Source organism: [Mycoplasma] gypis (genome assembly GCF_016924775.1).
In the GTDB taxonomy this organism is placed as follows: domain Bacteria; phylum Bacillota_I; class Bacilli_A; order Mycoplasmatales; family Metamycoplasmataceae; genus Metamycoplasma; species Metamycoplasma gypis.
Genome location: NZ_JAFFTD010000002.1, coordinates 115,109 through 132,458 on the forward strand (window position 1 = coordinate 115,109; position 17,350 = coordinate 132,458).

At 27.0% G+C, this 17,350-nt stretch carries 2 protein-coding genes; both read left to right on the forward strand.

Going from position 1 to position 17,350, the window contains the following annotated elements; all coding sequences use genetic code 4:
- The first annotated feature begins 538 nt into the window (after positions 1 to 538).
- On the forward strand, positions 539 to 8,983 hold the full coding sequence (locus JV175_RS02160) for a coiled-coil domain-containing protein (RefSeq protein ID WP_205498881.1): 8,445 nt from the start codon (positions 539 to 541) through the stop codon (positions 8,981 to 8,983).
- 12 nt (positions 8,984 to 8,995) lie between these two features.
- Positions 8,996 to 17,347, forward strand: a complete 8,352-nt coding sequence (locus tag JV175_RS02165; protein ID WP_205498883.1) for a rhoptry family protein — start codon at positions 8,996 to 8,998, stop codon at positions 17,345 to 17,347.
- Positions 17,348 to 17,350: the final 3 nt, after the last annotated feature.

Genomic DNA, 17,350 nt, shown 5'->3' on the forward strand with positions numbered 1-17,350 from the left:
GTTTTGTTATTGGTTTTTTCTTTAATTTTTTAACTTTTAATAAAAAGCTATCAAAATTCCAAATTTCAATATTCGAATATCATTATTTTTTTGTGCAAATAATTTTTTGAAAAAATATCATTTATTTTTTTATTTTTAAAAACTAAATAAAAAAATAATTTAAAAAAATAAAATAATAAAAAATATATAAAAAAATTAAAATAACAAAAAATATTGTATAATTTTTCTTTTAAATAGAAAGATTGCTTACATTTAATTAAAATGCAATATATTAAATATCATATTTATTTTAAAAAACAAGAAAATAATTTATTTTTTTAGTTTTTTTAGTATTTTTATTATAATTCTTTTATAAATATAAATATTTTTACACAGATTATTCCTCCTAAATGATTATTTGTAATAACTAAATTTAATAAAGAAAAAGTTGGGGATAAAAACCTCAATATTATTTATATTTTTCTATTAACTTTTCAAACAATAAACGTTGTATTTTTTAAATGCAACCTTTTAGTTTTTAACACACTTAAGGAGTTTTATGGAACAGAAAAAGAATCGTGCTTATAAAGCTTTAGGATCAGTCAGTTTTATTGCTGGATTGCTTGGTTTTGGAGCTGCTGGATGATTAATAGGATTACACCAAACAAATAAAGAAATAAAAAAAGAAGTTTATGTTTTTAGTGAACTAAATACAGCTTTTGAAAATTTAGATAGTTTCTTAGAAAGTGAAGATTCTAATATTTTAACTAAAGAACAAAAAGCTAATTTAGAACACATTAATCAATACGCAAAACAATTACTAGATAATCCTTCTTCATCAATCGAGCAAATGCTAAAACAACGTAATATAATTAAGCTTGAATTAGCAAAAGCTAAGTTATTATCATCTAATGATGAAAACTTTGACAAAAATCTACAAGATTATATAAGTTTAGTTAAAGAAAATGATTTATTTACTGATGCAAGTAATTTCTTAGCTAACAAAGATTTTTCAACTGGTAACAAGCAACAAAAATTACAAGAGCTATTTAACGAAATTGATCCTTTAATTCAAACTCAAAATGATTTATCGTTAGATTTAGAAACAAAGGCTTGAACCCTACATGAAAATATTCTTAGAAATCGCACACCATATGAAAATATTAATCAAAAAGCAGCTGTTTTAGAATTATTTAATAACACAATTAATTTGATTAATCAATCATCATATTCACGTGACTTATTAATTGAAACTCAAAATAGTTTAAACGAAGAACTAAGTGCCATTTCAAAAGAACAAGATAAAATTCAAGCTCAACAAGGCAATTTCTTAAAATTTGTAAAAAACCTTCAAAATGAAATTCAAGGTGCTCAAGTTAGTCAGCAAACTAAACAAAAAGCATTAGATAAGATTAATGAATTAATAAAACAAGCTCAATCATCAGAAATTAAATATGCAGCAACCAAAGTAGACGAAATTAATTATTTAACTTCTGTAGCAAGCAATATTTTAAAAAATATTGATAAATTTGATCTACCTGAAGAAGATATTCAAAATCAAATAAGCCAAAAAATCGAAGAAATAAACTCACAAAGCTATCCTGAACAAATAGCTGATTTTAGCCGTTTAATGATTGACAAAATTAACACTAATAAAGAACAAAAACCATCTGATAAGTTACAAGAGCTAGAAGGATTAGAAAATATTGTCAATACTTTAAACAATATCAAAACAAATATTTTAAAAAATCTTGATTTATATGAACAACAAGATTTAATAACTCTTGATTACAAACAAGAAATTTTAAGTAATTTTAATTTACTTTTAGTAAATAATGAAAGCGAACAACAACCTGCTAAAAATGCTTCAGAAGTTTTACAAGAAGCAACCAAAATTTTTAACAATGTTAACAACACAGCTTTAGTTGCAAAAATGTATAAAAAATCACTGTCAGAAGTTTTAGAACAAGTTCAATGAGATCTTGAAGATGGATTTGGTGTTGATAAACTAGTACTTTCACAAGATAGTCAAAAATTAGATGATTTAATTAATAATAAAAAATCTGTTGCTGAATTAAATCAAGGGTTCCAAGAAATTTCAGAAAGATTACGTCAAACCAATAAACAAGAATTAAAACGTTATATTGACTGAGCTAATGCTATTATTAATTCGGATGATGCAAAAATTAGTCAAAAAACAAAAGTAAAACTAAGTTCGTTAAATTTAAAATCACAAAAATTTGTTGTACAAGACTCAACAGCAACTCGTGATGAATTGCAATATTTCATCAAGCAATATCGTGTTGCATACATACAATCACAAATGGATGAATCACTTGCAAATGCTGATTCAGTTGCCCAAAAAGCATTAGAAGATATTTCTAAGGCTTTTCCAAAAGGATCAAAAAAGTCACCTTACAATTCAGATCTTGAAAATGATATTAATAATTTAAAAAATAAAGCCCAAATTATTGCTTTAGATCCAAAACTTTCAAAAGAAGAAAAAGAATCACAACTAAAAGCTCTTGAAAACAAAATGAAAGCAATAGCAGCGCAAGCTGAAGGTTTTTCACAATTGGAAAAAACCGTTAATGACGCTAATTTAGCCTTAGAAACTTCTGACGGAGATAAAGATGAAATTTCAGCTTTAGATAGTCAAATATCTCGTATTAATGAATTAAAAAAACAAGCAGCGCAAGCATTAAATGACCCTGAAAATTCAAATCCACAACAAATTCAAGATGAGCTTAAAAAAGCAATTGAAGAATTTAAAGATGCACAAGCTAAATATCAATCAACAGCAGGATTTGATGATGTATTTAAAAAAATTAATAATACATTCGCACCTGATATGAAGGATAATGAACCTACACCAACACAACAAAAACTTTTAGATAAACTTTCAGAACTAAAATCTATTGTTGCTGATCCTTCATTGCCTAAAGCACAACGCGATGAAGCTCGTCGTCAAATGCGTGAATTAGCTGAAAGTGTTGAAATTTCACGTGAACTTGAAATTGCAAACAATAACCTAAAAACTCTAATCGATCTTGCAAATGAGCAAGACTATGGAAACTACAGACCAAATGATGCAATTAATCATTCAAAAAATGTTAATAACGATATAAACACATACTTACAAAATATTAATAGTAACGGAATTTCAAAAGTTAGTGAATATCAAGAAAAACTAAATAAAGTTAATAAAGAACGTAATGATCTACTTTACGAAATTTCAGCCGCTTTATTACGTAAGGCTGTTGCGCAACTTCAAATTGAAAAATATGATGGACCAAATATTGAAAAACAACCTTATGCTTCAGTAAACAATAATATTGATAATATCGTTAACGATGCAAATCGTATTTTAAATCTAAGTTATGAACAAAGATTAAAATCAACCGATATTGACACAAAAGAAGCTGCTATTCGTAAGCAAACAGCATTGGCACACCGTTCAAAACTTGCTTTAGAACAATTAGATACTCTTAATGAAAAACAAAATCCAGAAGCATATTCAAATCTAAGAGATGTCATCAGTGAAAATTTAATTATTCTTAATGATTCTGACTCAAATATTGACACAAAAATTAAGTTAATTACTGATGAAATGGAAAAAACACAAGCTCGTAATGAAACTCATGAATCTTTACTAAAATTAAAAGATATTTACACAGATCACGATCGTTTGCGTGATATTTTAAACACACAGATTGAAAACTTTGATAATAGATATGTTGAATTTGAAAGACAAATTAATGAACGTTATATTTCGATTCCACAATTAAGATTATTAAAATTCCAAATCGAAAACTACAATGAGTCTCAAAAGGAACTACGTGTAAAAACAATCAAAGAATATGATAATGCTGTTGCTTATATCGAAAGCCTAAAACAAGTATTAGCACAAAATAAAACAGAAATGAATGTTACTGACTCTCATTTTAGTGATGCAGTTTTTAGAAAATTTGATGTTGATAAAGACAAATTCCAAGATGGGCGTTATCCAACTTTAACAAGTGATATTCTTGCTTATCGTCCAAAAATTTCACTGGCATGATATCAAGATTTATACACCAAAAAATCAAATGAAACAAAAGCAAAAATTCAATCTACCCACAGACTGCAAAACTTTGCTAATTTAAGTGATGAACTTGTTGCTAAAAATCTAAAAGCTGTAGAAGAATTCGACAAAAAAATCGCTTTAATTAATAATCCAAGCGATATTAATGTTGTTAAAAATTACATTGATAGATTAAGAAATCTAGATTTATTTATTAATCAACAAAACGATGTAGTTGATTACATGAATGATAAAAAAGATGACGAAATTAACCAAATTAGTGTTAACAACTTAAAAACTGCTTTAGAAGAATCAAAATTTGATGCTGAAGAAGATGAAGATTACGCTTTAATATCTTCTGAAGATATTCGTATAAAACGTGTTAACTTATACGATGAATATATTAATAACGTAAGCTTACAAGAAGCCAAAGATTACCAAAAATCAAAAATTGACGAATATCGTAGTGAAATCAATGAAAAACTTGATGCTTTAACTACTGAAGATGATTTACTAAAAGAAAAAATTAATAATTTCCTTGATGGATTAAAGATAGAAGTTCAAGAAGTTTCGAAAAAAAGTGAAATCTTTGCAATTAATTCAAAATTAGATAGTTTTAAGGATAAAGAATCAACTGTAATCAATTTAGCTAAGGCGGTTAAAAAAGCGCAAGTTCTTGAAACAACTGAAAATCAAAAAGATAATCTTTCAAATGGTGAAACAACACTTCTTGAAATGATTCAAGCAGAAATTAATGCATCGCAAGATATGTATATTGCTAGCGAAGAAACTGATTTAAGTAAAAAAACAGAAGATATTAACTTATTAATTGAACAATATAATTTATTAGTTGATACTCAAAACGGTTTAAATGAAATTAAAGAATTATTAAATCCAGTTGAATATCCTGCTGGTAATGTTGAAAACAGAAACACAGATTCAAAAACAAAATTTGAAGCTTATTTAACTAATTTACAAAATAAATTAGATCAAAACCCACAAGATAAAATTATTGTTTCAACAGTTAAATCATTGCTTGGAAAAGTTAAAGAATTAATTAACAAACAAAAACTAGAAATTCAAAGACAAGCTGAAATTTTAGCTGATGAAAGTTTTAAAAATGTTTCATACACACCCGAAAATGAAACAACTGATTATGGTTTTGAAAAGGATGCTAAAAATTACGCTGATGTTATTATGGATTCAGTTCCAGAATTAGAAGATAGTCTTGACAAAATTGAAAATGATTTAATTCCTAACTTAGAGAAAAAATCTTTCCAAACTAAAGGTTTCTATGAAAAACGTAAACATTCTTTAGAGGTTTTATTAAAAGATGACTCACAAGGGCAACAAGGATACAAAATTCAACAAAAAAATAAGATTTCTTCTTCTGAGCAAAGTTCTATTCTTCCAATCTATGAAAAACTTTGAATTGCAAACAATATTTTTTACCATGATTTAGCAAACAATATTAAAGATGCAAACTCACAAGAAAACTTTAATAATGATATTGCACAAGCAACACTTATCAATAATGTTTTTGCTGATTATATGGAAATTGCTCAAAGAGTTTCATTAGGTAAACAAAAAATTGAATCATTATCTTCAGAATCAGAATCAGTAAGAAACAATAAATATGTTCAAGCTTCAGTTGAAAAATTAAATCAAGAAATTGAACAAGATGAAGCATACTATTACACTCAAAAGAATAAAAATAGATTAGTTTTCGCTAAAAACGCTTTAGATAATTACCGTAATAGAATTGAATTAGCAGTTAAAGTTGCAAAATTAACTGAACAATTAAATGCAATTTCTACTAATGTTAATGATGATGGCTTTTTAACTGTAGAAGACAAAATTCCGTTACAAGCTATTATTGATTATCCATTTAAAGATTTAGAAGCTAACCCACAAAAAGAAGTTGAAGCTGAATACATTAAATATATGGATATATACTTAGATGGAAATTCAATTCAAGGTTTCCAAAAATCACTTGAAGACTCAATTATCTTAAGAAGAGCTGAAAATAGTGCCAAAAAATTTGTTAATTCTTATAAAGAACACAAAAATGATTTTGACAACTATGAAATAACTGAAATGATTGAACTTTATGGTCAATTAGAATCTAAATTAGCTGAAGCAAATGCAGCACTAAGTGATTTAAATCATGATGAACCATTAAAGATTCAATTAAATAAAGCAATTACAAATGGAAATGATGGAATTGTTGATCGTTTATTAAAAGTTAAAAACGAACAAATTTCACAGATATATATTCGCAATATCTTACTTGATAAATTAATGCAATCAAACTATCCTGACGATAATTACTCACCACGTTTAAGCGATTATAAATCAGTAGGGGTTACACCTTTACAAACAAGTGTTGAAACTCCAGAAGAAATTGTTGATTTAAATCAAAAAATGAAAGTTGCAACTGAAAAATACAATGAGCAATATCAAGCAATTTGAACTTGAGAAAAGAATCGTTATGATTCATATAAAGAAAAATTCCAACCTTACTATGAATTATTAATGCAAGATTCTGATGAGTTGAATGCAAGTCTAAAAAGAGATATTTCAGGAATTAGCCAGGCATTATTAAATAAATTTAGCGAAATTACTTTAGCTACTGGAAAAGATAGTGATTATGGTAAAGCTAATGAGTACATTAAAGAATCACAATCAAACCCTGAGGAGTTCCAAAAACAATTAATTTCTAACGCAAAAGAAATTATTGGTGCAGTAATTAAAGCTGGAACTGACTTAAAAAGTTTATTCCAAAGAATTGTTTCTACTTCTGTTTCAAAACTACTTGTTGATAAAAGTCAATTCAAACGTTTCTTAGACCAATTCCAAGTTTCAGAAAATCATAGTTTTAACATTAGAGAAGTTCTAAAAGAAATTTCAGCGTTAGATCAACTTCAAGAAAAAATTAATGATTTTAATGAACAAGCAACTCAATTAGGTTCTTTACAAAACAGTGATATTCAAAACGTAAGTAGCGAAGCGACATTGACATTTGATACACCTACTTCTCAAAAAGAGGATATTACACAAGAAAGACAAACATACTTTAATCATTACAAAACATTTGTTGAATCAATTTCAAAAACTCGTCTAAAATTAAATGAATTAATTTATGGTTCAAACGCAGTTAATAATGAAGAAGAAACACAAACAACAAGTGATGATAATAATAATTTAAGATTTATTTTAAATAAATTCATTAACGGTAATGATACATACACAGGAAGAGCAGATTTTACTAAATTTAGTGAAAACTTATTAAAAAATTCTAATGATGATGTTGATGTTGTGTTTAAACAAGCTAAATTTAATTATGATAAATTAGGTTCATTATCGAAATTATTGGTTTCAGAATTAGATAAACTTGTTGTATCAAAAACAAATGTTTCAACTGAATACATTAACTTGGTAAAAGCATATGAACAAGCATTTGCAATTAATAAATGATTCAATACCACAACTAATACTGATTTACTATTTACATATTTAGGCAATGCTGACAATGGAACATATCGTTATGCACAGATAAAACCTTTAAATTCCGCTTCTGCTGAGTCATTCCAAGACGAAATTGAAAGCGAAAGAAATCAAACAGAAATTACTTTTAACTCTGTTACATATAAAGCAAAAGAAATTACAAACAATGAAGCTTTATTAAAGATGTTTGAAGACTTTAACATTATTAAAGGTCAATACGCAACAAAATATAAAACTGACAACATTAAGGTTTATGCAATCAGAAGCAACACAGAAGATTCAAAATTTAGCAAACTTCAATTACAATCAGATACAACAATTAAGAAAGCTTATATAAACTTATTGTTTGTTTACACAAAACCTGAAAATTTAAATGTTCAAAATACCGCATTTAGTAATGTTCAAACATTTGGAATCAAATATGATTCAGTTCCAATTACATTTAAAACATTTGACAACTTAAAATTAGATAAAACCTTATTTGGTCCTAATAATCTATTTGATCCAGCACCAGGTGCCGATAATTCTAATGTTATTCCATTATTTAAAGACAACTGAGCAGGATGAAAAAATACATCTGCACCAGTTAACTTTATGGGTTCTTTCATTAAATACACAATGGGTATTTTACAAGAACAAAATAAAGATTATTTTACTGAAAATATTGATGAAGATATTGACACAAAAACACCAACTCTGTCAGATAGTAGTGAAAAATTCAGAATCAAATTAAAAATGAAAGAAAATGCTGAATATAAAGGTTACAAACAAGTTGGAAATGAAATTTACTGAAAAACACAAAACCCTAACTTCGTTTCATATAAAGGGATAGAATTCCAAAGTGGTGGCGCATATTTAAATTCTCAATTTGAATATTCAAGAGCTATGGGATCAATGAAAAATCCTAAAGCATATCCATTTGTAAAAGATTATCTAAATACAGAAGCATACATTTATAGAAATGCTAGCGATTCAAAACGTGAAAATGATAAAGGTAAAGTAATGTTATTCTTACCAATTAATATTGTTGTTCCAGTGCAAAAAGATAACGGTGAATATGCAGCAATGGTAATTAACTGAAGATGATTAACTCGTTTTGATGAGTCATACACTGAAAAACCTCAAGATATTTATATCAGTAATGAAGATTTATTACGTAATGTTTATTTCTTTGAACCAAAACCTGGTAACACTGAAAATCCACAAGTAAATAATGCTCAAAATTTAGCTAAATATGTAGCTTCAAAAATTAAATATCGTGAATTTGTTAAATATACTTTTGATAATATAAAACCTGAATCAGGATTATGAACAGCAGATCCACTGGTAAAAAGAAACGATGTTGGTAAAGAAGATAACTATCGCGGTGGAATTGGACATCAAGATTTTATTGATGCATTAGATAAACTAGATATATCAATCAAACTACACTAGAAAAGGAAAATTATGGCAAATAATAAAAAAATGTTAAAAGCGGCAATTATTGCGAATGCTATTTTAGCGACTGGATTAATTGGAACGGCGACAGCAGTAGCTTCGCTGCATACTTCAACTAACTCAAATATTGAGCAAAACCTATATGATAATTTTGAAATTACCCATAATTTATATAAAAAATATCAACAAAATCCTGGTTTGCCTAGTGAAGTTTTAGAACAATTAAAAAATACTAATGATTCATGAAAAGAAGAAACTTTAACACTAGAAGAAAAAATTAAGTTAATCCAAGAAGCACAAAATAGTGTTTTTGACTCAATTATCAATAATTTAGATTCAATTAATTTTAATGATTCTAAACAAGAACAAGTTTTTTGAAAAGATATTTTAAATAATCAATTCAAAAGAATTCGTGAACTTGATTTAATTAATCAATTTTTACATATTCCAGGAATGGATATCGAAAAGTTTACTAAAGATTCATCTTCAATGACAAATGAACAAAAAGCAGAATTTTTAAAAACATTTAAAGAAAACTTAAATTCATTTTTAAAACAAGAAGATGATGGGCTAAAACCATATTTAGAAAAATATGAACATTATAAAAACTATTTAAATGAAATTCCATTCCCTAGTTTAAAACAACAACTGCAAGATAAACTAAATGCAATTTATGAAGACATAATTGCTGAACACTTCCGTTTTAATGATCTTGACATTCAAATGCAACACATTGAACTTCTATCAGCAAAGATTAATAAAACAATTGAAGATTCTAAAGAAAAACAAGATTTAATTAATGATTATCTTGCAAAAACTAAACCTTATAAAAGTTCTGAAGCTTTAGGTGCTGATAAAAAACAAGAAGTTAAAGAGTTTTTAGCTTTAGTTGATAAAAACTTACATGATGTAAAAAATATTCAGGATATTGAAAATATTGCTGCAAATGTCCAAAGTTTTTACGAACAATTAACAGATAACCAAAGATCAGAAACAGAATTAAAAGAAGCATCAAAAGGTTTAAAAAACAAGATCAATGACTTTAATTCAATATTGGAATCAATTAAAGAAGAATTAAATACAAAAATTACTGATATTAACCAATCATATTCAAAAGATGATATTATCAGTAAAAAATCTGAGTTATTTAATGATTTTTACTTAGCACAAAGCATGAACAAAGTTGTTAATGACTGAAATAACGCTTTGAATGACGGTTTTAATAATGGTTTTGTTACTTTCGAAGAAAAACAAAATTGAGAAGATAAAATTTCTGAAATTATCAACGCAAATATTCCGTTGCAAGAAAAAAACAAACAACTTTATGAATTAAGTGAACAAAATAAAGACGAACTATTTGCGCGCCAAATGAACGCAAATGAAATTAATCGTATCCGTGCACAAGTTCAAGAAACTTTAAATAGTAAATATATTACCGATGAAGTTAAAACTCTTGGAACTGATCTTGAAAATCGCATTAAGAATCTTTATTTAACTAAAAATATTTCAAGCGAATATTTAGCTTTAATTAAAAAAGATATTGAAGAAAAACAACGTCAATTATTAAAAGCTCACTTAAAAAATATTGAAATTCAGTCAAAAGATTTCTTAAATAAACTATATGAATTCGGAGATGATGCTAAGGGAATTACAAATCGTTTAGAAAATTTAAATAAAATTTCTAACTTGTATGTTGAAGATTTTAACCCAGTTACATCAGCACAATTAGATTATCAAATTAGACAATACAACATGGCGTTGCAAGATGCAAGTGATGGTCTAAAAGCAGCACAAACTAAAAAACAAACTAACTTTACAGCAGAATTTTTAGATGCTGCATTTCAACATGAAGATGGTTCAGATTTTACTGAAAATGAAAAAACAAGAATTAATGCTTATCGTAAGCTTAAAGGTAAGTTAGATAAACTTTTAGAAAAAATAAACAATGGTGATAGCGACGAAAATACAACAAACGAAATTGCTGAAATAAGTGCTAAATTGCAAAATATGGTCGATACAGCACAAGCGATGAAGCAATTAAGTGACCAAGATGAAGAAGCTAAAAAAGTTAATGAAGTTGCAAATAATTCAAAATTTGCTGATCAAATGGCACCTATAACAGCTAAAATAGATCAATTAAGAGACAATGTTAACAAACTTTTTGCTAATCCTGATGCAACAAAAGCACAAATTGAAGAAGCCCAAAGAGAGTTAGAAGAAGCAACTAAAAATGCTAAAAAAACATTACAAAATCTTGAATTAAATGACAAATTAGCAAAATTAAAAGCTGAAATTATGGAAAATTTCGGTGATTCAAAATCACCTGCAGCACAAGCGGCTTGAGCAAAATACAATGAGTTAAAAGAAAAAACACTCCAAGAATTAAGTAGTGAAGAAATTGAATCACTTAGTTCAGATATTTTAAAAGCTACTGATGTTGTTGGGTCATTATTTAATCTTGAAATTGAAAAACAACGTTTAATTGATACTATTAATGATGTAAATTCTGACCAATATCATGCAAGCAGAGTTAAGAATGAAACTGATAGTTCAAATAATCAAATTAGAATGGCTGATAAATTCATTAAACAAATGAATACACCAAGAATAATTCCTAATTTAAAAGAATTGAATAATCAAAGAAGATATCTACAACAAAAACAAGATGATTTAAGAATTGCTTATCAACAAGATAAAATTGTTTACTTAAACAATGAAATTCAAAAAGCAACTCGTATTGGTGATAATCTTTCTGATGCTGTTAAACACCATAATGAAGCTTTAAATAAAATTAATACTTTTGCACAACTTCAAAAAGATGAAAGAAAAATTGCTAAAGTTACTAATGTAGCTAATAATTTTGAAAAATTTGTAACTCTTGCAAAACAATTAGACAAACTAGTAAAAATTCACGGTGAGTATGATAATCCGACAGATTCACTTGTCGCTATTTATGTTGCAAACGTTATTGCTAAAAATGAATTGCTAAGCACTGATGATGCTGTACAAATTAATAAAAAAAATGATAATGTTAAAAAAGCTATTGAAATAGCCAGAGTTAAAAAAATATTTAATGATAAATTTAATAGCTTACAAAAACAATTAGTTGAAAATCAAAACTGAAAAATTTATCAATCGCTAAATACAAAAATTACAGAACTATCAACTCAAAAAGATAATGTAATTTCTGATTCTGAATCAAATATTGACAAAATTCAAGCAAACCAGGAAGATATTCTTGTAAAAGCTCAAGAATTATTAGACCAAAAAAATCAAGCTCTTGCTGAATTTGAAGATAATATTATTAAAACAAATGATAAAAAATCAGAAATTGAAAAAACTATTAGAAATTTCCAAAAACTTCATTCTGAAGCAAATTTTGATAAATTTGAAGAAATTAAGACAAGTTATACTAATGATTTAGAGTTAAATCGTCGTGATCAAATTGGAAATGAAGAAATTATCAAATATCGTAACGATATGGAAGTGGCTTTTTACAAAGATTTAGCGTGATACCAACTTCAGAATTTACGCAATAAAGTAAATAATCCTGAATTTGGGTCTTCACAAGAACATCAAGATATTAAAAAATGAACAAATGATTTTGTTGATGAAATGCAGTTAAAAGTTAATTCAGCAGATGATGCTAAAATGATTAAATCATTAATGACAAAAATTTCAAGTGAAGTTAATTTAGGTGATGTTCAAAAGAACACTGCAGATTATATCTCTAAGATTGAAGCTAACCCAACAAGAAATCAAGATCAAATAAATTCAGTAAATGTATTGAAAAATGTACTGAAATCTTCAGCACCAAAACTGGAAAATGAATATTCTGATTTAGAACAATTACATGAACAACTTCAAGCAGAATACGAAAATGAAGTTGATGTTGAAACTCTTCGTCAAAATGTTATTGATGAAATTGGAAATAGAGATGCTCAGACTGGTACAAGAACAGGAATCAGACAGCTTTTAAATGAAAAACTAAACCAACAAGTTGGAGGATTCGATAAAGAAGCTGATACAGAAATTAATAAAGCATTAACAAAATTAAAAGAAGATGTTGTTCGTGCCATAACTAAAAACGAAGTTTTAGAAGTTTTGAAAAAAGTAACAATTATCAAAAATAACTCAGATGATATTGTTGCACTTGCAAATAAAGTTTATTTAGCAAACAGAATTAAATCTGACAGCAACACAACCGAATCGCTAGTTATTAAAAAAGCGTTAACTGATTTAGATAATTTAATTAAAGAATCAAGAATAAACTATGCTAATCCAAAATCAGAAACAATTTATCAAGAATTAATTGAAAAAATTACTTTCCAAATGGAAAAAGTTCAAAAATTAGTTGAATTAAACTCTAAACTTCAAGAAATTAAAGAAAAAATTAATAATACTGATTTCTTTAATTATGAAGGCGTTAATGGCCTAAAAATGCAAGAAAACGGAATCGAATGAGTAAAAACATTTGAAACTACTGCAAGTAAAGAAAACATTACATTAGAAGAATTGGATAATTTAATTCACAATACTCAAAGCGTCAAAGAAACAGTTGAACTACAAAAAAAAGTTTCAGACCAAATAAAAGATTGAAAAGATCTTCAAGAAACTTGAAATTTAACTGACCAAAAGTTATTAATAAAATCTCTTTGAGAAAGCGCTCCTTCAAACAATTCTCAGCGAAATCTTTTAAATTTACAAGCGGATTCATGACTACAAGAAGTGCTAGATAATAAAGAAAAATTAGCTGACAAGTTAACAAAATCTAAAGAATTAAATACAAAACGTAAGCAAAACAATGATAAAGTTAAACTTTTAAATCAAACCACTTATGAACCTAACCAAAGTACTCTAGAACAAAAAATTAATGTTTTGGTAAATGATTTGTATGAAAAAAATAAATCAACCGAATCTATTGATGATGCTAATGAATTAAGTAATAAATTAGATATTCTTGTTGATACAATTGACAAACTAAAAGAACTTGCTTCGATTACTAAAAAACTTGATGATTTAAATAATGCAACTCATAAAGATGATTCTAAAAGTAGAACTTATAAAGAAAAACAAAAAGTGCAAGATTTAATTAATGAAAATATTGAAATGTATATTCAATATCAAAACAGCGATAAACTTCAACAACAAATTGACGAAACTAATTATGAATATGATCGTTTATTAATTCTAACTAAATACGAGTGAGTACTTGCTAAGTTTCTTTCAAATACTGTTTTAGAAAAAGAAGATCGTCAACAAATTCTTCACTTAATGGAAAAATTTGAACAAGATTTTGATGCAAATGTTTTAAATTATGATGAATTAAATACAAAATATTTTGCTGATTTAGAATCAACACAATCTCGTTCACGTCGTTCAACAAGACGTGTAACAAGAAGTGCTGATGAAAATCAGGATTTAATTAAAACAGCATTAGAAAATTCAAATGAATTACGTCGTTATACAAATGAAGCGCAAAATTACGTAAATGTTCAAAATACAAACCTTGATAGTCCTGAAGTAAGCGCTCAATACAATGTTTTAAAACAATTAATTACACGTTCTAATGAAGTTTTAATAGCGATTCCAAACGTTGAAAGCGATAAGGTTCAAACTACCGAATCACTAAAAGAAGCTATTGAAAGATTAGTGCAATTAAAACGTGATCAAATTCAACAACAATTAGAATTTGATAAAAGATTAAAACAATATGTTGAAAACAATAAGGAAAGTATTGCTAATGGTGATTCTGAAAATGTTTTTGTCGAAAGATTTGAAGAAAATGCAATTCAAAAATTAGAAGAAGCAGAAGCGAAGAAAGATGATTTATCTTATTCACAGGTTAATGATTATTTACAAAAAGCGATTGATGCAGTAAGAAATCAAATTTTTAAAGCTTATAATGCTACTTTAGCAAAAGTTACAGAAGTCGAATTACTTGTACAAGATTATATTTTGGATTTTTCACAAGATTCACAAACAGTAAGACTTGGTTCAAACGTTAATGAAATAAAATACCAAAGACTTGTTACTTTCGCTAATAAAATTCAGGAAGCAAAACAAGCAAATTACACTGTAATTAATAGCTATGATACAAAATTAGATAGTTTAATTGAAATTTTAACCTCGGGTACAAGCGGAATTTTAAATACATTCATTTCAGATATTCAACAAGAATTCAATAATAAAATGGATGATACAGATGGAAGCCTTGGTTTCTATAAAAAACTTTTCATTACTCTTCAACCATTATTAAATAATGTTGAAAATTCAAATAAAAACTACTATCAATATATAGCAAATGAACAACTTCAGGAAGAATTAGAAGCACTTGAAAATAAATATAATTCATTGCTTCCAAAATATAAAGAAGAAATAAAAAATACAAGAATTTCAAGTATTCTTGCAAATTTTGCAACAATAATGAATGAACTAAACCATCAATTCTTTGCCTTTCAAGCAAATATAAAACAACAATTAATCGTAATGACTGATAAAAATCCATTAATTGAATTATTTGCTGATTTATATAGTGCAATAAGACTTGACACTGAATCAGCATACACTGATGAAATTAAAGCTGCATATCAAGAGTATTTAGCTCAATATCGTGAAAAAATTAACAAACTTATCAATAACCAAGAATCATTATTTGATTCAAGTGTTTGAGATAAACAAAGTACTTTTGATGCTGAAATTTTTGAAGCTTTACATTTAGGGTCAGCTTATAAAAATTGAATTTATTCTGATGAAAATAAAGAACGTTTATTTAAACAACTAGATGAAAATCCTGAATCAGAAAATCCTTTGCCAAAACAAGAATTTGGACAAGCTCAACCTTTTGAACATAAATACCAAGTAGCAATTTCTAAAGATAGCACAACAAGAGAAAAATTCTTGGAAGCATTTAATGAAATTAATTCATCAAACAATAGCGAATTGCTTGATATTACAAACGCTGATTCATTACTTGAATTATTTGATCAATTTGCTTACACCAAAAAGGATATTCAAAATTCTTCACAACTAGCTTCTGTATTTTCACAATCGACTTTCAGAGTAAAAATTAAAAAATTCTCTGATAGTGGATGATTTGATTTAATTAATCAAACCCAAGATGATGTGGATCGTAAATCATTAAATGTCAAAGTTCAGTATATTTATCAACCAAGCAATACTAATATTGAGCCAATGATTGTTAACAAAACACTTACCTTAACATTTAAAACATTGGATAAAATTCAAATTCAAAATGGTAATTCTTCAATTTTCTTTGATGGTGAGGATAAGGTTGGAATAAAAGCTAAAGTTTTAGTTTTTAATGTTGAAGAAGCAGGCTGAATTTCAGATCCAAAATTACCAAAAAACAAAAAAATTGAAGATTATATGAAAGAAAAAGCATACAACATTTTCAAAAAAGTTGTTTTTGAAGGTAATCCTGATGTCGATAGATCTCCAGAAAGAAATTCAAGAGAAAGTTTATTAGTTGATGCAAATAGTAATAATTCTAACTTTAAATTCTTGATTAATACTCAAGAATCACTAGGATTAACATTTAATATTTCACTATTTACGCCAGTTGAAAAACAAAAACTAAGAATCATTCCTGATGATAGATATAAACAAATAGGATTCTTACAGGTTCTTGCCGGGAAATCAGTTGGTTTCCCAACAAGAGGTTGAGAATCACCTAATTTCACTCCACAACAATACGATAATCGTTGATGAGGTTCATGAGGAAAGAAATTCGGTGTTCTTCCTAATTCTAACTGATGAGAGGTTACACCTGATTCAATTAAACCAGTAGTAACTATGAATGCTTATAAATTTACTTTTGATTATGATAAAAACACTAAAAATTTATACATTTATAATAGTTGAGTAGAAAATGCAGCTTATGTACATCGTCCTTCAAATGTTATGAAAAATGAAATTACTAAGTTTTCAAATAATATGAATGTTAAAGAAGAATATCGTCAATGAGCGAAAGAAATTCTGAAAACATTTGAATCTAATCCAAATTATTTCTTAACTTCAGATGAATTTAGAGACTTTTATGCATACTTTTCAGCACAACAAGATAAATTAATGCGTTTAAACCCTAACTCAAGATTATTACTTCCTTCATCAAGTAGTGATGCTCCTGCTTCGTTCCCTATTTGACCTCTTAATGGGGGACAAGCACCGGTTAGGCCTGTTGATGGAAATTTAAGCAAACCACAAAATTCAATATTAATACCAGTTATGCCAACAGAATTTTCAAGTAGATATTCAGAAAGTGAAATTGTTAAAGCTTCAGCACGTCAAAGTTTATACAGTGCATCAATCAATGAATTTTGATTTAAAATAAGAAAATAGGAG